This window comes from Ezakiella peruensis, from assembly GCF_900215725.1.
GTDB classification, from domain to species: domain Bacteria; phylum Bacillota; class Clostridia; order Tissierellales; family Peptoniphilaceae; genus Ezakiella; species Ezakiella peruensis.
In genome coordinates, this window is sequence record NZ_LT962469.1 from 437,509 (window position 1) to 456,187 (window position 18,679).

Annotated in this window: 19 protein-coding genes; all 19 read left to right on the top strand. The window is 37.3% G+C overall.

Annotated features, from left to right (window positions below; genetic code table 11):
- Positions 1-143 precede the first annotated feature (143 nt).
- The gene (locus tag CUU59_RS02105) at positions 144-2,147 is read left to right on the top strand and encodes a heavy metal translocating P-type ATPase (RefSeq protein ID WP_099950363.1); all 2,004 of its coding nucleotides are present in this window, start codon (positions 144-146) and stop codon (positions 2,145-2,147) included.
- Between the two features lie 59 nt (positions 2,148-2,206).
- Entirely contained in the window at positions 2,207-2,965 is a 759-nt protein-coding gene (gene map / locus CUU59_RS02110; RefSeq protein WP_099950364.1) for a type I methionyl aminopeptidase, read from the top strand.
- Positions 2,958-4,301 carry an MATE family efflux transporter gene (locus tag CUU59_RS02115; RefSeq protein WP_099950365.1) on the top strand — a complete coding sequence of 448 codons (1,344 nt, stop codon included), beginning with the start codon at positions 2,958-2,960 and terminating at the stop codon, positions 4,299-4,301. Before map ends, CUU59_RS02115 begins: the two co-directional genes overlap by 8 nt.
- Complete coding sequence (locus tag CUU59_RS02120) at positions 4,285-4,611, top strand: DUF1667 domain-containing protein (protein ID WP_099950366.1); 327 nt, start codon at positions 4,285-4,287, stop codon at positions 4,609-4,611. Before CUU59_RS02115 ends, CUU59_RS02120 begins: the two co-directional genes overlap by 17 nt.
- Positions 4,608-5,369, top strand: a complete 762-nt coding sequence (locus tag CUU59_RS02125; RefSeq protein ID WP_099950367.1) for a peptidylprolyl isomerase — start codon at positions 4,608-4,610, stop codon at positions 5,367-5,369. Before CUU59_RS02120 ends, CUU59_RS02125 begins: the two co-directional genes overlap by 4 nt.
- Positions 5,370-5,523: 154 nt before the next feature.
- Positions 5,524-6,747 carry a GTPase HflX gene (gene hflX / locus CUU59_RS02130; RefSeq protein WP_099950368.1) on the top strand — a complete coding sequence of 408 codons (1,224 nt, stop codon included), beginning with the start codon at positions 5,524-5,526 and terminating at the stop codon, positions 6,745-6,747.
- Positions 6,716-7,351, top strand: a complete 636-nt coding sequence (locus tag CUU59_RS02135; protein WP_169922824.1) for an IMPACT family protein — start codon at positions 6,716-6,718, stop codon at positions 7,349-7,351. Before hflX ends, CUU59_RS02135 begins: the two co-directional genes overlap by 32 nt.
- Positions 7,348-8,064, top strand: a complete 717-nt coding sequence (gene nadE, locus CUU59_RS02140; RefSeq protein ID WP_099950370.1) for an NAD(+) synthase — start codon at positions 7,348-7,350, stop codon at positions 8,062-8,064. Before CUU59_RS02135 ends, nadE begins: the two co-directional genes overlap by 4 nt.
- 1 nt (position 8,065) lies before the next feature.
- Positions 8,066-8,791 (top strand): YebC/PmpR family DNA-binding transcriptional regulator, encoded by a 726-nt coding sequence (locus tag CUU59_RS02145; RefSeq protein ID WP_099950371.1) that lies wholly within the window; start codon positions 8,066-8,068, stop codon positions 8,789-8,791.
- Positions 8,775-9,434 carry a TIGR01906 family membrane protein gene (locus CUU59_RS02150; RefSeq protein ID WP_169922825.1) on the top strand — a complete coding sequence of 220 codons (660 nt, stop codon included), beginning with the start codon at positions 8,775-8,777 and terminating at the stop codon, positions 9,432-9,434. Before CUU59_RS02145 ends, CUU59_RS02150 begins: the two co-directional genes overlap by 17 nt.
- Positions 9,421-10,077, top strand: a complete 657-nt coding sequence (gene deoC / locus CUU59_RS02155; RefSeq protein WP_099950373.1) for a deoxyribose-phosphate aldolase — start codon at positions 9,421-9,423, stop codon at positions 10,075-10,077. Before CUU59_RS02150 ends, deoC begins: the two co-directional genes overlap by 14 nt.
- Positions 10,078-10,256: 179 nt before the next feature.
- Positions 10,257-10,691, top strand: a complete 435-nt coding sequence (mraZ, locus tag CUU59_RS02160; protein ID WP_099950374.1) for a division/cell wall cluster transcriptional repressor MraZ — start codon at positions 10,257-10,259, stop codon at positions 10,689-10,691.
- Positions 10,691-11,623, top strand: a complete 933-nt coding sequence (gene rsmH / locus CUU59_RS02165; protein ID WP_099950375.1) for a 16S rRNA (cytosine(1402)-N(4))-methyltransferase RsmH — start codon at positions 10,691-10,693, stop codon at positions 11,621-11,623. The genes mraZ and rsmH overlap by 1 nt, the downstream gene beginning before the upstream one ends.
- Positions 11,624-11,631: 8 nt before the next feature.
- Complete coding sequence (locus tag CUU59_RS02170) at positions 11,632-12,069, top strand: septum formation initiator family protein (RefSeq protein WP_099950376.1); 438 nt, start codon at positions 11,632-11,634, stop codon at positions 12,067-12,069.
- A gap of 146 nt (positions 12,070-12,215) precedes the next feature.
- Positions 12,216-14,237 (top strand): PASTA domain-containing penicillin-binding protein, encoded by a 2,022-nt coding sequence (locus CUU59_RS02175; RefSeq protein WP_169922826.1) that lies wholly within the window; start codon positions 12,216-12,218, stop codon positions 14,235-14,237.
- A gap of 18 nt (positions 14,238-14,255) precedes the next feature.
- Positions 14,256-15,215 carry a phospho-N-acetylmuramoyl-pentapeptide-transferase gene (gene mraY / locus CUU59_RS02180; RefSeq protein ID WP_099950378.1) on the top strand — a complete coding sequence of 320 codons (960 nt, stop codon included), beginning with the start codon at positions 14,256-14,258 and terminating at the stop codon, positions 15,213-15,215.
- A gap of 7 nt (positions 15,216-15,222) precedes the next feature.
- Positions 15,223-16,527, top strand: a complete 1,305-nt coding sequence (gene murD, locus CUU59_RS02185; protein WP_099950379.1) for a UDP-N-acetylmuramoyl-L-alanine--D-glutamate ligase — start codon at positions 15,223-15,225, stop codon at positions 16,525-16,527.
- Positions 16,517-17,626, top strand: coding sequence for an FtsW/RodA/SpoVE family cell cycle protein (locus CUU59_RS02190; protein ID WP_099950380.1), 1,110 nt, complete (start codon positions 16,517-16,519; stop codon positions 17,624-17,626). Before murD ends, CUU59_RS02190 begins: the two co-directional genes overlap by 11 nt.
- Positions 17,623-18,678 carry a UDP-N-acetylglucosamine--N-acetylmuramyl-(pentapeptide) pyrophosphoryl-undecaprenol N-acetylglucosamine transferase gene (locus CUU59_RS02195; protein WP_099950381.1) on the top strand — a complete coding sequence of 352 codons (1,056 nt, stop codon included), beginning with the start codon at positions 17,623-17,625 and terminating at the stop codon, positions 18,676-18,678. The genes CUU59_RS02190 and CUU59_RS02195 overlap by 4 nt, the downstream gene beginning before the upstream one ends.
- The last annotated feature ends 1 nt before the right edge of the window (position 18,679 follow it).

The window sequence follows — 18,679 nt, forward strand, 5'->3', positions numbered from 1 at the left end:
TACAGTGGTTTTGTGATCTACAAATTTTAAATGGAAACTATTAAATAATATTTTTTATAAATTTAAGAATTTACCCTTGACAAAATATTTTATTTGTCCTATAATACAAATGAATAGATATTTATTTGTTTAAAGGAGGTCTTATGAAAAAGTTTATTTTAAAGGGCAATGTATGTCCACATTGCGCAAGTAAAATTGAAAATGAATTAAAAAACAATGATCAAGTTAAGAATATGATTTTTGATAAAGTTAACTTTACCATTCAGGCTGAGGGCGACAATATAAAAGATATTATTGTGGAAGCTGTTAATAAGTATGAGCCTGGCGTTGAAGTTATAGTAGAAGGCGGAGAGGAAGAAGCAGAGGAGCCTGGCCGGCGAGAAAAGTTGCTTAAGTACTCGCTTATAATTGGCTGTGTTTTTGTCATTTTTTCTTTGTTTTTAAAAAATGATAAGCTGGCAATAATTGGAGCAGTTTTTGCAGGCGCACCCATAGTTATAGATGGCCTTAAGATTGTTTTTAATGGCGGAGGTTTGGACGAAAAGTTTTTGATGTCCATCTCTATGATTGGAGCCATTATTATTGGTCAACCTTTAGAAGGCGCCATGATAATGCTCCTATATAGATTAGGTGAAGCCCTAAGTGATTACGCTCTTAAGAAGGCTAGCGAAAAATATAAGAGGCTGGCTGTTTCGCAAAAGTTAGATGTCAGAGTTATTGGCGAAGACGGAGTGAGCAAGCTTGTGGATGTAGAAAGTGTTGAGATCGGCACAAAAATTCTTGCCCATCCCCACGAAATGGTTCCCCTTGACTCGGAGGTTTTGGATGAGTATATAGTGGTTGACAATTCATCATTTACAGGAGAATCAGATCCAATTGTTATTAAAAAAGGCGAGACCGTTATGGCAGGAGCCATTCTTGTAAATAATCCTGCAAACTTAAAGACACTTGTAGACCACAAGAACTCATCTCTTTCAAGGATGAACAATCTTTTGGAAAGAGCAGAGGCTTCAAAGAGCAAGCAAGAAAAATTCATGACAACATTCTCCAAAGTTTACACGCCAATTGTTGTTGGACTTGCTATAATAGTGGCACTAATTCCTCTGGTTAATGGAGGAGACTTTAAAGAGTATATTTATAAGTCTTTGGCTTTTCTAGTTGTATCTTGTCCATGCGCACTGGTCCTTGGCGTTCCACTTTCTTATGCAGTGGGCATTGCATCCCTTAGCACCAAAGGCGTGCTAATGAAGGGATCAGAATACATCGACACTTTGAGTCATGTTGAATACCTGGCCATGGATAAAACAGGAACTGTAACTGAAAATTATATGGAAATTGAAAGCGTTGAATGTCCAGCCGACATAGATGAAGCAGAACTCAGACGACTAATGGCCATTGGAGAAAAATTTTCCACCCACCCAATCGCCCAAGCTTTTAAGATGAGAAATGCACCAGACCCTGAGGACTACAAGGAAATTGTGGGTCAGGGTATAGACTTTGCCTTTGAAGGAAAACCTTATAAGATAAGAGGCGGAGCTGGAGGCGGTCAAATTAATTTGATTCGCGGCGAGGAAATAGTTGGAGAATTTTTCATGATTGAAAAATTAAAGGATAAGATCAACGAGACAATCGACAAGCTTCATGACTTAAACGTAAAGGCAATTTTAGTTTCAGGCGACAGCGAAGAAAAGGTTAGCCAAGTTGCTGACTATATAAATATTGATAAGTATTACGCAGGCCAAAGTCCTGAGGATAAATTAAATGTTGTTCACGGTTTAAAAGCCAAGGGCAAGGTTGGTTTTGTAGGTGACGGCATCAACGACTCTCCGGTCTTAAAGGCAGCTGACGTAGGCATAAGTATGGGTAACATGGGTAGCGATGCAGCTGTTGAGGCGAGTGATGTGGTTATTACAGACGACTCAATTTACAAAGTCGCAACGACCATAGGTGATGCCAGAAAGATTATAAGAAATGTAAAATTTATAATTGGATTTGTCCTTGCAGTTAAAATCATAACCATGATTTTAATTTACCTGGGCTATGGTGGCATGTATATGGCTGTCTTTGCAGACGTAGGCGTAAGCTTAATCTCAATTGGCATTGCGCTTATGAATCTTAAGATTAGAAATAAGAAGGGGTCTAAATAGACTCCTTTTTGCTTGTAAAAAGCTTTTTAATATAGTAAAATAGTTGCTGGAGGTTTATTATGATTTCAATTAAAACAGAATCAATGATTAAGGGGATGAAAAAGTCAGGCAGACTTTTAAAATCTACTCATTATGAACTTGAAAAGCATATCAAGCCAGGTATTACCACTATGGAGCTGGATAAAATTGCAGAAGATTTTATTAGGAGCCATAGGGGCATTCCTGCGCAAATAGGTTACCAAGGCTACAAGTATGCAACATGCATTAGCGTTAACGATGAAATTTGCCATGGTTTTCCTAGCTCATATAAATTAAAAGAAGGAGATATTTTAACCATAGATATGGTTGTAGACTTAGATGGATATTTATCAGACTCGGCTTGGTCATACGCAGTTGGAGAAATTTCTGACCAGGCCAAAAAACTCATGGATGTAACCCATGATTCGCTGATGAAGGCTATCGAAATTTGCAAACCAGGTGTCCACTTTGGCGAGATTGGAATTTGCATTGAAGATTATGTAAGTCAATTTGGTTTTTCGCCTGTTCGTGATTTTATTGGCCATGGCATTGGTAGAAAAATGCACGAAGATCCACAAGTTTTTCATTACAACTCTGGCATCAAGGGCGCCAGGATGCGTGAAGGCATGGTATTTACCATTGAACCAATGATAAATGTTGGCGATTGGAGGATGAAGATGGACAAAAATGGTTGGACATCCAGGACCAAGGATGGATCTCTATCTTGCCAATACGAACATACAATGGCCGTTACCAAGGACGGAGTTTTCATTTTGACAGACGAGGGCCTAGATGACTAATAGGAAGTCTTTAACTGAAGGCAATATATCAGACCAGCTGATGAAGCTTGCTCTTCCTTTGATGGGGACAAGTTTCTTAACCATGGCTTACAATTTGACTGACCTTTATTGGGTGGGCAAGATTGGCACAGAGGCTGTGGCAGCTGTCGGTATAAGTGGATTTTTTTGGTGGATGGTCTCCAGTCTAGTTTTGATTTGCAATGTTGGCTTGGCAGTTACTGTCAGCCAAAACTTGGGCAGAGAAGACGTAGCGACTGCAAAAAAATATATAAATTCAGGGATCAAATTAAATATATTAATTGCCCTGACCTATACGCTTATAGTTTATTTTTTTCACAAGTCTTTGATTAATTTCTTTCAAGTCCAAGACCAGCTAACTTATGATTCGACGGTTGTATATTTAAAAACTGTGAGCATTGGCTTTCCATTTTTATTTATGAATCCTATATTTGCGGTAATTATTAATTCCGCAGGCGATTCTAAGGAAACTTTTAAGGTTAGCTGCATAGGTGTTGGATGCAATATGATTTTGGATCCCTTGCTAATTATTGTTCTTGATATGGGGGTATTTGGTGCAGCTTTGGCAACAGCCATTAGCCAAATCCTGGTAACCCTTATTTATATATTTTTCGGTATCAAACACAGACATTTATATGCCTTGGTTGATTATAGGGAGCCTTGGGAAATTAAAAAGGTAAGAGAAATTTTAAAGCTGGGTATTCCACCTGCAATGCAATCGGCCGTCCATTGCTTTATAAGCATGTATATGGGCAGGATGATTGCTGGATTTGGTTCAGCAGCTGTAGCAGCCCAATCAATAGGCAGTACTATTGAAGGTATATCCTGGTTGTCGGCTGAGGGCTATGCAACTGCAAATGCAAGTTTCATTGGACAAAATTACGGGGCTCAAAAGTATGACAGGGTCAACCGAGCTTTTTATTCAAGCTGCAAGATTATGTTTTTAATAGGCCTGGCCGCAAATTTAATTTTATATTTTGGCCGCTATCCTATTATTAAATTATTCTTGCACGAGGCAGAGGCCATACAAATCGGGGCAATGTACCTTATGGTCCTAAGTTTCTCACAAGTCTTTATGGCTATTGAGATTGCAAATGGAGGGGCCTTTAACGGCATTTCGATGACGCATATTCCAAGCATTATAGGTATAACAGGCAACATACTCCGCATACCTCTTGCATATTTATTGATAGATTATTTTGGACTGACGGGGATTTGGATGGCGATTTCCATTTCTTCTATATTAAAAGGGATTACTTCATTTGCTATATTTGTTTCTATTAAAGGGAGGAAATTAAAACTTGAAGGTAATATGTAAAAACTGTCCAATTGGATGTGAACTGACAATAGAAGATGGTAAGGTATTTGGCAACAGGTGCTCGCGTGGACTTGAATACAGAACTATGGGTGAAAAATCGATTTTTTACACCAGGGTTAAGCTCAAGGAAGCAGCTTTAGGCCACTTGGCTATTAGGAGCGACGTACCCGTTACCGAAGAGGAAAAAGAAAAATTGCAAAGGCTGATTTCCAAGATTGAAATATATCCGCCCATTGAGAAGGGCCAATTGGTTATTTTTAATCTAGGGGGAACAGGCGTTAGCTTTTTGGCTCAAAGGAGAATTTTATGAAAAATAAATTTTTAATTTTATTTTTGGCGCTAGCTTTAACTTTTACAGCTTGCCAAAAGAAGGATGAAGATAAAATAAAAGAAGAGACCAGTGAAGCACAAAATAGTGCTCAAGAAGAAGTTAAAGAGGAGGTAAATGAATTGAAGGCAGAAACAATTGCAGCCCTACCACAATTACAAGAGGTAAAGGCAGGAGATAAGATTGCAGTTTTAAAAACAAATATGGGGACCATTAAAATTAAGTTATTCCCAGAATACGCACCAAAGACAGTAGAAAATTTTGAAACACATATTAAAAACGGCTACTACAATGGAATTATTTTCCACAGGGTAATTGACGGCTTTATGATCCAAGGTGGAGACCCAACAGGTACTGGTCGTGGCGGAGAAAGCATTTGGGGCGAGGCTTTTGAAGATGAATTTTCAAATAGCATGTTAAATATTCGCGGAGCTCTATCAATGGCAAATGCTGGTCCAAATACAAATGGCAGCCAATTCTTTATCGTTCAAGCCAAGGAAGTTTCACCTGATCTCATCAAGATGATGGAAGAAGCTCTTAGCCAAGGTTATAGTGAAGCCTTTATAGATGCTTACTCACACTTGGGCGGAACTCCACATCTAGACGGCAGGCACACAGTCTTTGGCCAAGTCATTGAAGGAATGGATGTAGTTGATAAGATTGCAGCAGTTGAAAGAGACGAAATGGACAAACCAAAAACAGATGTTGTAATCGAAGAAGCTACAATCGAAACAAAGTAGAAAATAAAATAAAATTTAATTTAATAAATACTCCCAGACGCTTAAAAATTTTAAGGGCGATTTTGGGAGTATTTTTTGTTTGTAAATTCAAAATGTTTTGCTTGGCATATAGCAATTTGTAAGCTTTTATGTTAAAATAAAGCTTGGTGATATATTGATTAAAGATAAAAATGTAATGTTAATAGCTATTGATTTTTCTGATGAGACTTTTGAGCAAAAAGAAAATCGAGAGCTAATAAAATCTGCTGGCGGCAAAGTGCTGGCTACTGGTATCCAAAAAAATAGAGAAATTAAACCGGCCATGTACTTTGGTTCGGGCAAGCTGGAATATTTTAAAAATATTTGCCAGGAATTAAATATAGATACAGTGGTAGTAGGCCATGAGATTTCACCGTCTCAGCTATCAAACCTGGTAGATTTTTTTGATTTGCAAGTTTTGGATAGAAATATGCTTATCCTAGAGCTCTTTAGTCAAAGGGCCAAGACTTCTTTTGGTAAGCTCCAAGTTGAACTTGCCAACAAAGAATATATGTTGCCTAGGCTTATAGGGGCTGGCAAAAATATGGACAGGCAGGCAGGCGTTGCAGGTATGAGGGGGGCCGGTGAACAAAAACTGGAGCTCGACAGGAGACGCTTGCGTGCATCAATCGATTCTTTGAGAAGAGAACTTGCCAACCAAGTCAAGGTCGAAGAGACCAAGGCCAAACGCCGAAAACGATCGGCCATACCAATCGTATCACTGGTTGGCTATTCCAACACGGGCAAGTCTACAATTTTAAATAGGATTTTAGACCTTTCTGGTAAAGAAAATTCTGCCCAAGTTTATGCAGACGATAGGCTCTTTGCAACCCTGGATACATCGGCCAGGGAAGTGGAACTTCCACACGGTGCCAAGATTATTTTAACCGATACCGTAGGCCTCATTTCGCATTTGCCCCACCAATTGGTGGACGCTTTTTCATCGACCTTAGATGAAATTAAGTATGCGGACCTCTTGGTAAATGTTTTGGATATTTCAAATGAAAACCTCCATATAGAGGAGGAGACCATGGCTAAGCTATTAAAAGATTTAAACTTAGGCAATAAAAAGATTTTAAAAGTTTATAATAAAATAGATAAGACTGACCATGGAGACTTTAAAGAAGATGGAGATCTGAATATTTCTGCCTTTGATGATGGAGATATTAATAAGCTCTTATTAAAGATTGAAGAGAGGTTATTTGGTAAAATAGAGAAGGTCAATAGAAAATTTTCTTTTGATTCCCAGGCTGACATGGATGAATATATTAAATCAAACAAGGTTTTAGATATAAATTACGATGAAAACGGAGCGGAGGTGGTTGCCCTTGAATATACAGGGACAAGTAAAACCCTTTAAGTCATCCCAGTCAACTTATGAATACAAGTACGAGGTCAAAAAATCAATATTTTTGGCCGAAAGCAAAATGGTTTTGACAGTAGAAGAGGCCGAGCACTTTGTTCAGTCAATTAGAGACAAGCACCCAAAGGCCACTCACCATGTTTATGCTTACAGCATAATCCACGGTGGATTAAAGCAAAAGGCAGATGATGATGGAGAGCCAAGTGGCACTTCGGCTATGCCAATACTTAAGGCCATAGAGTTAAATGGTCTTCAGAATATTGTAATTGTAGTTACCAGATATTTTGGAGGCATAAAGCTTGGGGCAGGAGGCTTATCAAGAGCCTACTTGGCTGCGGCAACTGGAGTAATAGATGAGTTTGGTATCAGGGAATTTAAAGAATACCAAGACTTGGATATTTATATGGATTATGAATTCTATGATATCTTTTTAAATTACGTAAAAAATGCTAAAATAGATCTTATCGACAGTGAATTTTTGGAAAACGTTAAAGCTACTATTAGTATTAAGCTTGAAGATGTCGAAAAAATCGAGGGCGAGATTTTAAATTTAACTGCTGGAAAAGCTATTATAGAAAAGAAGGGAATTAAACTCAAGTGAAGAGAGAAATAGAAAAGATTAGAGAGTTTTTAATAGATTATGTAAAAAAGTCGGGCACGGATGGATATGTGCTTGGAATTTCTGGCGGAGTTGATTCCTCGGTTTTGTACAAGATTATAGAGCCGGTTAAGGAATTAAAATTTTTATCCGTCATGCTCCCCATTCACTCCTTGGAGACCGATGAGGACCACGCGAAAATTTTAACCCGTGGAAACGAAGCAAATGTTTTAAAAGTTGATCTCTCAGATGTGTATGATGACTTTGTAAGAGTTTTGCCAAAGACCGACCACAAGCTGGCCTATGCAAATATAAAGCCGCGTCTTAGGATGACGGCACTTTATAACATAGCCCAGGCCAATAATTTACTGGTGGCAGGCGCTACAAATAAGACCGAGTACATGATAGGATATTTTACTAAGCACGGTGATAGCGGCGTTGATATTTTGCCACTGGCCGATTTTACCAAGCACGAGATATATGAGATGGCAAGAGAGCTTGGAGTACCAGATGAAATAATTTTAAAGCCTCCATCTGCTGGACTTTATACTGGCCAGTCTGATGAAGAGGAAATAGGACTTTCCTATGACGACCTGGATGCCGGTGTCGAAGGTAGGCTAGAGGACGAAGAGAAAAACAAAAAGATTCAAAGGATGATAAAAATTTCCGACCACAAGAGGGCGGGAATTCCAATTTATAGAAAAGGAAGGGATTAATATGTCAGGACATTCAAAATGGAATAATATTAAAAACAAAAAAGGTAAGGAAGACGCAAGGAAGGCAAAAGAATTTACAAAAATTGCTAAGTACATTATGGTTGCAACAAAAGAAGGTGGACCAAATCCAGAGTTTAATCCATCATTAAAATCAGCTATAGACAAGGCAAAATCTGTTAATATGCCTAATGATAATATTGAACGTGCAATCAAAAAAGGTGCAGGAGAACTTGAAGGCGTAAACTTTGAAGAAATTATGTACGAAGGCTATGGGGTCGGCGGAGCTGCAATTATTGCCCACTGTTTGACAGATAATAGAAATAGAACAGCAGCTGACGTTAGACACCTCTTTGATAAAAATGGTGGCAACCTAGGCACATCTGGTTCTGTTATGTATATGTTTGAAATGCTTGGATATTTGGCAATTGAGCTAAACGATAAGATTGATTTAGACGAACTAATGATGACAGCCCTAGAAGCAGGCGCCCAAGATGTTATTAATGACGAAGAAGTAGTGGAAGTATTTACCGCTCCTAATGATTTGGACGCTGTTGCCCAAGGACTTGAAGATGCAGGTTATAAAGTTGCAGCCAAGGACATCGGCTATTTCCCAGACAATACAATTACTTTATCAGAAGAAGACAAGGAAAAAATGCAAAAATTAATTGATGCCCTTGAAGACCATGACGACGTTCAAGAGGTATACCATAATGTCGAAGATCTTTAGGATCAAGACATCTAAAATTATTTTAATAATTGCAATTAGCTTTATGCTTTTAATTGCAGCTATATTTTACCAGGGCTTTAACAAGAGAACCTATAAAAAAGTTTATGGGCAAACAAATATTAGTGAAAATACTGGTTATTCAGAAGAAGATTATTTAAAAGAAGTCGATAATTATAAGGATTATTTGTTGAAGTCAAAAGATTTGGCACTGACGAGTGACAATAGGTACACGGAAAATGAAATCCTCCATATGGAAGATGTTAGAGATATTTTTAAGGGGGCAAAAACATTTGCTTTAGTGACTTTTGTTATTGCTGTCATCTTCATATTAATAATGGATAAGAAAAATTTAATGGAATTTTTGAAGTTTTCTCTTATAATTCCCTTTGCACCAGCTGTATTAATTTTGCCAGCAATTTTTAATTTTGATAAATTTTGGACCTTCTTCCACAAAATTCTTTTCAGGAATGACTTGTGGCTCATGGATCCAAATGAATCTTTGATGATAAACCTTTTGCCAGGGGAGATTTTTAACGCTATAGTTATCAAGGTAATAATTAGCTTTTTGATAGCCTGGCTGGTATTTATGGGACTGATTTATATTTTGTATTTGACGAGGAGAGTAAAAAATGAAAATAAATAAATATTTTGATCACACACTTTTAAAGGCGGACGCCACGCAAGATAAAATTGACAAGTTGATTGACGAAGCAAAAAAATATGATTTCTTTAGTGTTTGCATCAATCCATCATGGATTTCCTATGCCAAGGAAAAACTTGCGGGCACAGATGTCAAGGTCTGTACTGTAATAGGTTTTCCGCTGGGAGCCATGACAACAGAGGCAAAGGTTTTTGAGACTGAAGACGCCATAAAAAAAGGAGCCGATGAAATCGATATGGTTTTAAATATCGGCAGATTAAAAATGGGCGACACAGCATATGTGGTCGACGAAATCAAAGAGATCAAGGCTGCCTGCAAGGACCATGTTTTGAAGGTTATAGTTGAAACCGCACTTTTAAGTGAAGAGGAAATTAGACTTGCAAGCAAGTGCGTGGTTGAAGGTGGGGCAGATTTTGTAAAAACTTCCACAGGATTCTCCACTCGGGGTGCAAATTTTGAAGATGTCAAGATTATGAAGGAAGTTGTGGGGGACAAAATAAAAATTAAAGCAGCTGGTGGAGTTTCCACTTATGAAGATGCTTTAAAGATGATAGAATGCGGAGCTAACCGTATTGGTGCAAGCAAATCTGCAATCATAATGGAAGAGTCAGAAAAAAATAAATAACGAAGTTTAAAATTTTGTCAAGAGGTACACTTGAAAGAAGTCGGGCTATTAGTCCCGACTTCTTTTTTTATTTATCAAATTTAATCTGATTGTCATAAATGTATGGAAATCAACATAAAAATGGTATAAAATATAAGCAAGTGGAGGAGAGTGGCAAGAAGTGTCACTAAGTGGTAAAAATGTTAATTGGTGAATTTAATCACAACCTTGATGAAAAGGGAAGGTTGACAATTCCATCTAAGTTTCGTGACGATCTCGGCGAGACCTTTATGATTACAAAAGGGCTCGACGGTTGTTTGATTGGTTACAATATGGAAGAGTGGACAAAATTCAGCGAAAAAATTAACGCCCTTCCTTCAGGAAAACCTGAAGCTCGTGCTATGTCAAGATTTTTCTTTAGCGGTGCTTCAGACGTGCAACTTGATAAGCAAGGCAGAATTTTAATTCCACCAAGCTTGAGAGAACACGCACATTTATCAAAAGAAGTTTATATTACTGGTGCAAGTTCAAGGATTGAAATTTGGGATGCAGACGCTTGGAAGAAATACTCCAACCCAACAGACAAATCTATTGAAGACATTGCAGCTGAATTTGGAGAGCTGGGGTTATTCTAATGGAATTCAATCACATTTCGGTTTTAAAAGATGAAGTTATTAATGAAATGAGAATTAAACCGGATGGTTTGTATCTAGATGGAACCATAGGTGGCGGAGGCCATTCTTATGAGATCGCCAAGCGCTTAACTACAGGCAAGCTTGTGGGGATTGACAGGGACCAGGATGCACTTGATTTTGCAGGAAATAGACTTTCAGAATTTAAAGATAATATTATTTTAATCAAGGGCAATTTTAAAAATATGAGAGAACTCCTAATGCCATACGGTTTGTTTGGCTTTGATGGAATCCTCTTGGATATAGGGGTTAGCTCATATCAAATTGACAATAAAGACAGAGGCTTCACCTTTAGCGGTGAATCCAAACTCGATATGAGGATGGATGAAAGTCAAGACCTAAGTGCATATGAGGTTGTAAATGAATACGACCTTGACAGGCTGACGGAAATTTTCTTTAAATACGGCGAAGAAAGGTATTCGAGGCGAATTGCAAGAAAAATTGTAGAGGAAAGAGAAAAAGCGCCTATTGTTTTGAATTCAGACTTAGTTGAGCTGATAAAAATTTCGATACCTTATGAGGCAAAAAAATCTGAGATAAAAATCATCGCACGGATTTTCCAAGCCATCAGAATTGAAGTCAATGATGAGCTTGAGAGTTTAAAGAAGGTTATACCAGATGCTTTAAGTTTACTTAAAAAAGGTGGGAGATTAGAAATTATTAGCTTCCACTCACTGGAGGATAGAATTGTAAAAGAGGCCTTTAACTATGCGGCCAAAGACTGCATTTGCGATCCTAAGGCACCAATTTGTACTTGCGATAAAGTTAAAGAGGGAAGAGTTATTACTAAAAAACCTATTATTCCATCAAAAGAAGAAATTAGGAATAACTCTAGGTCTAGAAGTGCAAAGTTAAGAGTAATTGAGAGAGTATAGGAGGAATTATGACAAATCTAGCATACGATTATAGTTTAGAAGAAACTACCGTTGTTAAAGAAAAAGAAGAGCCTGTTAGAAAAGAAAGGCCGGTTGCAAAGACTAATCTTGGTAAAAGAATTATGTCAAAAGCATTTTTCCTTGTTCTTGTGGTTTGCATAAGCTCAGTTAATATACTTATCAATTATTCAACCCTTGCTAATGTTAAAAATTCAGTTGAATTGAAGAAGAGACAAAATACAAAGCTTGAAAAGGAAATTAAATTAATGGAAGCTAAGCTAGAGGAAATTATTAGTGCCAAGGCTGTTGAAGAAATTGCAACAGAACAATTAGGCATGTTTTACCCTTCAGAAGAAGATAAGATTTATATAAACTCAAGGGAACAAGAATATGTTAAAGAAAAACCGAAAAAAGAAATTGGATTTATGGGGTTATTTACTAAGTAATTATGGCAAATAAAAAAAGAAAGAATAGGCTTAATCAAAAAAACCTGCGTATATCATTGGTATTTTTTGCATTTACTCTTTTTGTTTTGTACGTTATCATTAAATATGCAAATATTTCAATTGTCAAAGGGGAAGAATATCGAAAGATGGCCCTGGAGCAACTTACCAAATCCTTCAGAGGAAATGATAATCGCGGCGAGATTTTAGATGATGAAGGCGTTAGGATTGCAGTTAATATCCCTGCCTTTACCATTTGGGCCAACCCAAAAGAATACGAAGAAAATACCGCCAAGACAGAATTGGCTGCGAAATTAGCCGAGATCTTGGAAATGGATTCTGAGGATATAAAAAAATACTTAAACGGCGAAAAGAGAAGCAAGATTGTCCAATGGGCAAGCGAAGATCAAGTAAAGAAAATTAGTGAAATTGAAGATTTAAGAGGAATATCTTTAGAGGAAGTGCAAAAGCGTTTTTATAACGATGGTGTGCTTTTTAATCATATATTGGGTTTTACTGATATTGACCAAAATGGGCTTTCAGGAGTTGAGATGACCTTTAATGAAGAGTTAAAAGGCGAACCTGAACGCATTGTTAAAAAGACGGATGCCTCAAACCAAGAACTTCCATTTCAAGACACAATTCACTATGGTGGACAAAATCATGGTGATGTGGTGCTTACAATAAATAGTAAAATTCAAAGGATTGTTCAAGATGAGGCTATCAGAACAAAAGAAGAAAATTTAGCAAAATCAGTAAGCATAACTCTTATAGATCCAATGACTGGAGATATACTGGCTATGTCTGATACAAATTTGTTTGATCCAAATGACCACAGGGCGCCAGTAGATGAAGAGCAAGCAGAGGAATGGAAGGATAAAACTCCAGAAGAGATGCCAGAACTCTGGCAGCAAAACTGGAATAATCTAAACGTCAATGTCCTCTTTGAACCTGGTTCTACTTTTAAAACTGTAACTTTGGCGGCTGCTATTGAAGAGGGAGTTGTAGATGATTCAACTGACCTTTATTGTGGCGGAGCTATAACCGATATACCAGGAGTTACGCTTAGATGTGTAAGATGGCAACATCCTCATGGTCATCTAAATATAACTGAGGCTTATTCAGAAAGCTGCAACGTTGCATTTATAGAGATAGCTAGAAAATTAGGCAGAGATAAATTTTTAAAATATATTAGGGCCTTTGGCTTTGGAGAAAAATCCGGAGTGCGTTTAAATGCAGAGCAAGTTGGCCTTATTCCAAATGATTTAAGAGAAATGACTCCTGTCAGGTTGGCAACAGCCTCCTATGGACAGGGGATTGCGACTACGAACCTACAAATGGCTATGGCAACCGCTGCAGCTGTTAATGGTGGAAATCTTTTGACGCCAAGGATTGTAAAAGAAGTTAGATCTGGCGATACAGTTATTGAAAAATTTCCTGTAGAAATCAGAAGAAAAGTTATAAGCAAATATACTTCTGATAAGATGAGGGAAATAATGGAATACTCTGTTATTAATATGAATAAAAAAGGTGCAGTTCCGGGCTACAGAGTTGGTGGCAAGAGTGGCACGGCTCAGGTTGCGAAAAAAGGTAAGTACGTAGATGGACTTTATATGTCAAGCTTCGTTGGAGTTGCTCCAATTGACGATCCAAAGCTTTTGGTCTTGGTAAATGTAGAGGAGCCGGGCAACGGGCAAAGTTTCGGAGGTGCAGTTGCAGGTCCTGTTAGTGCTCGAATTATGGAAAAAGTGCTCCCTATGCTGGGCGTTAAACCATCGGGTGAAACTGTAGAAGTCAAGGCGGGAGTCGCTGCAGTTCCAGATATAGTTGGCCTGCCATTTGCTCAAGCGACAAAGGCTTTGAGAGAAGCTGGACTTAGATATTATATAGATGAAGAAGAGTTAAGCGAATACTCTATTATTAAAGAAATTTCCATCCCTGCATTTACAAATGTTGACAGGGGTACGATTATAGATATAAAATTAAAGAAAGTAGACAAGAAAGAATTTACGCCAGACTTTACTGGCCTCAGTATTGTCGATGCCATGAAACTTGCTGAGGAATATGATTTGGATGTAAGTGTCAATGGCGAAGGTAAATGTGTAGAGCAGTCAATTGAAGCGGGAAGCTTTTTAAAAGAAAAGAAGATTAAGCTCACATTTAAGGAATAGTTTTTAATAAGGGGAAATATGGAATATTTATATTTTGGTTTGCCAATGGTAATTACTTTGCTAATTGGCAAGCCCTTTATAGCTTATTTGAAGAAGTTAAAATACGGGCAAGAAATTAGAAAAGAAGGGCCTCAAAGTCATTTAAAAAAAGCTGGCACACCAACTATGGGAGGCATATTATTTATCTTATCTTTTGTGGTTATGCTGATAATTTACGCTTTAAGCACAAAGGGTGTGGACTTGGTTAAGCTTTTATTTATTGGAGTTTCAAGCCTCTATTATGGATACTTGGGCTATACTGATGACATACAAAAAGTAATTAAAAAAGATAATTTGGGGCTAACCGCCAAGCAAAAGTTTATGGCTCAGCTCATATTTTCGATTTTGATGATTTTATTTTCAAAATTCGTTTTAAAAATCGACACAAATGTCCATTTGCCTTTCTCGGACAAAATGATTGACCTAGGATATTTTTATTATCCAATTATGATTATTATGATCACGGGTGCGTCAAATGGGGTTAATTTAACAGATGGCCTGGACGGCCTGTGCGCAGGTGTTAGTGCCATAGTAATTTTGGGGCTTTCATTTTTGGCTAAGAGATACGGCCAAGACGAAGTTCAAGTTTTATCCCTGGCCTTGTCAGGTGCTTTAATCGGATTTTTATTTTATAATTTTAACCCAGCCAAGGTTTTTATGGGAGATACAGGATCGCTCTTTATCGGAGGATTTTTGGCTTCTAGCTTTATGGTAATGAAGATGCCCTTACACTTGATAGTGCTTGGCATTTACTATGTAGTTGAAACTTTATCAGTTATTATTCAAGTTGCTTCATTTAAATTGACAGGCAAGAGGGTGTTTTTGATGAGTCCTATCCACCATCACTTTGAAATGAAGGGCCACAAGGAAAAAAATATTGTCCTTGTATCTTATGTATTAGTTGCAATTGTAGCAGTTTTAATTGCAATTTACGGGTAGGTGGAAGATGATTTTGGTAATGGGTCTTAGCAAGACCGGCAATTCTATTTGTGAATATCTGACAAAGAAACAAGTTCCCTTTGCAGTCTATGATGGCGACTCTGAAAAAATCAAAGACTATGAAAATCGCAGTATTAAATCATATGCAGGTGATGAAAGTATTGATGTCTCTGAAATAGACCTTGCTGTAAAGAGTCCTGGTTTTCCTCCGCATGAAGCCCATGTGAAGGCCTTAAGAGATGCTGGCGTGAAAATAATTACTGATATAGAATTTTTCTACCGTGAATTTAAACCGCAAAACATTGTAGCAGTTACAGGGACCAATGGCAAGACCACTGTTACCAGAATGATTGGCATGCTCCTTGAAGATAAAAATGCAAGAGTTGCGGGAAATATTGGGACGCCTATTATGGAAATTGAAGTTAAAGACGAAGATATTTATGTCTTTGAGCTTTCCAGTTTTCAATTAAATGATATAGATGAATTTAGGGCCCATGTCAGCCTACTTTTAAATATAGAAGAAGATCACTTGGATTGGCATGGGAATTTTGAAAATTACAAAAATGCCAAGTATAATGTTTTTAGAAATCAAAGAGAAGATGACTATTTAATTTTAGATAAGGATAGGATTGACCAGTCTTCATTAAAGACCAGGTCTAAAATTTTGACAGTTTCCTTAGAAGATAAAAATGCAAATGCTTATTTTGATGGGGAAAAGATTAATTTTAATTTTGAAGGCAAAAAATTTGAGATTTCTTTGGACCAAATAAAATACAAGCAAAAACACAATCTATCAAACCTGGCAGCTTCGGTTATGGCGGCTGTTTTAATGGGAGCCGACCAAGGAGATATAGATAGGTTTTTGAAAGAATTTAAACTCGATCCCCATAGGATGGACAGCTTTTTAATCCATAAGGGAGTTGAATTTGTGGACGATTCAAAGGCCACAAACCCTTCTGCTGTTGTAATGGCTATGAGAAATTATGATAATAATGCAATTTTAATTTTGGGTGGCTATGACAAGGGAACAGATTTTTCTGAAATCTTTGAGGAATGCAGGGACATTAAAATGTTTTTGCTAGAAGGCGGAATCAAGGATAAATTAAAAGAAAATGCTGACCGGCTCGGCATTAAAAACTATAAAGTTTTTGATAATTTGAAAGAGGCCAGCAAGTTTGGTTTTAAACTTGCTGAGGAAAACGATAAATTGATTTTAAGCCCTGGGGCTAGCAGCTTTGATGAATTTAAAGGCTATGCTGAACGAGGGGAAAAATTTCAAGAATATATTAAGGAGTTAATTAATGGCAAATAGGAGACCAGTAGTAGTTTTTTTAATATTGGTTTTAATTCTCTTGACCTTGGGAGTTATGATGGTTTATTCATCCAGCTATCCTTTTGCAATCAAGTATGCAGAAAGGTATAATAACGACCCCAATTATTTTGGCAAGAGACAATTTATATTTGTTATAATCGGACTTATTGGCATGCTTATTGCATACAAGTTACCGATTAACTTCTTTAGGTACGCAAGTCCTGCCATACTTTTGATTTCAATGTTCATGTGCGCTCTAACCTTTACGCTCTTTAAAGATCAAGCTGTAAACGATGTTTACAGGTGGTTAAGGATTGGGCCCGTAAGTTTTCAACCGAGTGACTTTTTGAAACTCGGTGTGGGCTTATTTTTCCCTGCGGTCTTGTCTAGGAAAAGAATCACAGGACAGACTAGGGCGATTATATTATTTATAATTGCTCTAACTGCTGGCGTGGTTTACTTGCAAAAGGACTTGGGAACAGTAGTTGTAATCCTAGGTGTAATATTTATTTTATACTTTATAACTCATATGACTATGGCAGAATTTCTTTTGTATGCAAGTGGAGGAGTGATCTTTTTAATATATGCCATAGCAGGTACTCAATATAGAAGAAACAGGTGGAATGCATTTAGAGATCCGTTTTCAGACAGGCTAGACACAGGCTGGCACGCAATTCAAAGCATGTATGCAGTTGCAAACGGAGGTTTTGGCGGCGTTGGAATTGGAAACTCCATCCAAAAACATGGCTATGTTTATGCAGCTTATTCGGACTATATCTTTTCTATTATATCTGAAGAGCTGGGAATGTTTGGCGGCATGCTTGTTATATTTGCAATACTTGGAATTGTTTTGATACCAGTTTTTTTCTCCAGAAAACTTGAAGATAAGTATGAAAGATTAGTTTTGATTGCTTTTTCATTATTTGTTTTCATTCAAAGTTTTATTCATATAGCGGTTGTATTAAATGCTATTCCAGCCAAGGGGATCACTCTACCATTTATTAGTTATGGTGGATCATCTATTATTACTTATTGCGGATTTGCAGGGGTTGCTTTAAATATTATGAGCAAAGGAAAGTTGAAGGTGCAAAGAAAATGAGGATATTTTTAACAGGTGGTGGAACAGCAGGCCATATTTATCCTGCTATTGCCATCGGCGAAGAACTAAAAAAACACGCAGATGTGGAAATATTTTATGTGGGTGTGCCTGGGCTTTTGGAAGAAAAAATTGCCGAAAGAGAAGGCTATAAATTTTTGGGCATACATTCTAAACCCCTTTACTTGAAGCCAAGTTTAAAGGCCATAAAATCTGCACATGCATTTTTTAAAGGGCTAAGAGAGTCCAAAAAATATATTAAAGAATACAAACCAGATGCTGTAGTGGCAACTGGGGGATATGTATCGGGGCCAATAGGTTATGCGGCTCATTTAAAAAAAGTTCCCTTATTTATCCATGAATCAAATGCCCACTACGGGGTTACGACTAGATTTTTAGATAGGTATTCAGACATTACCTTTTATCCATTTAAAGATGATATAAAAAACTTTAAAAAATCATCAAACAAGGTTTATGGGGGCATCCCTATCAGGTCAAACTTTGACCACTACGAAGGACAAACTGAAGACTTGGTCTTGTCCTTTGGTGGAAGCGGTGGACAAAAATCTATAAACGAGGCTGTGGCAGAAATTTTTAATACTCACAATGATTTGCCTTTTAGATGGGTCCACATAAGTGGATTGAATTGGGAAAAAGAATTTCAAGAAGCGGTAAAAAATCTTCCTGCTTACGCCGAAGTTTACACATACAATCACGAACTTTTTGATATTATGGCTAAGGCCAAGGTTGTTATATCAGGCTGTGGAGCCCAAGGTCTTACAGAAATTGCAGCTATGAAAAAGCCGTCGATATTGATTCCAAAATCTTATGTAAAGGAAAACCACCAATATTATAATGCTCTTAAGTATTATGAAAAAAATGCTGCTCAAATGATAACTGAAGACCAGCTAAATGGTGAAAAGCTTTTGGCCATGGTCGAAGATATTATTGAGAGCAAAGAAAAAATGAATCAAATATCTGAAAATGTTGGCCAGTTTTATGAGCCTAACTCAGCAAAGATAATTGCAAAAAATATCTTGGAGGCTCTAAAATAAA

Coding starts and splice junctions, on each gene's coding strand:
- CUU59_RS02190 (WP_099950380.1), top strand. CDS start 16,517: ATGGCAAATAGGAGACCAGTAGTAGTTTTTTTAATATTGGTTTTAATT.
- CUU59_RS02175 (WP_169922826.1), top strand. CDS start 12,216: ATGGCCCTGGAGCAACTTACCAAATCCTTCAGAGGAAATGATAATCGC.
- CUU59_RS02150 (WP_169922825.1), top strand. CDS start 8,775: ATGTCGAAGATCTTTAGGATCAAGACATCTAAAATTATTTTAATAATT.
- mraY (WP_099950378.1), top strand. CDS start 14,256: ATGGAATATTTATATTTTGGTTTGCCAATGGTAATTACTTTGCTAATT.
- murD (WP_099950379.1), top strand. CDS start 15,223: ATGATTTTGGTAATGGGTCTTAGCAAGACCGGCAATTCTATTTGTGAA.
- mraZ (WP_099950374.1), top strand. CDS start 10,257: ATGTTAATTGGTGAATTTAATCACAACCTTGATGAAAAGGGAAGGTTG.
- CUU59_RS02170 (WP_099950376.1), top strand. CDS start 11,632: ATGACAAATCTAGCATACGATTATAGTTTAGAAGAAACTACCGTTGTT.
- CUU59_RS02105 (WP_099950363.1), top strand. CDS start 144: ATGAAAAAGTTTATTTTAAAGGGCAATGTATGTCCACATTGCGCAAGT.
- deoC (WP_099950373.1), top strand. CDS start 9,421: ATGAAAATAAATAAATATTTTGATCACACACTTTTAAAGGCGGACGCC.
- CUU59_RS02115 (WP_099950365.1), top strand. CDS start 2,958: ATGACTAATAGGAAGTCTTTAACTGAAGGCAATATATCAGACCAGCTG.
- map (WP_099950364.1), top strand. CDS start 2,207: ATGATTTCAATTAAAACAGAATCAATGATTAAGGGGATGAAAAAGTCA.
- rsmH (WP_099950375.1), top strand. CDS start 10,691: ATGGAATTCAATCACATTTCGGTTTTAAAAGATGAAGTTATTAATGAA.
- CUU59_RS02195 (WP_099950381.1), top strand. CDS start 17,623: ATGAGGATATTTTTAACAGGTGGTGGAACAGCAGGCCATATTTATCCT.
- CUU59_RS02125 (WP_099950367.1), top strand. CDS start 4,608: ATGAAAAATAAATTTTTAATTTTATTTTTGGCGCTAGCTTTAACTTTT.
- CUU59_RS02145 (WP_099950371.1), top strand. CDS start 8,066: ATGTCAGGACATTCAAAATGGAATAATATTAAAAACAAAAAAGGTAAG.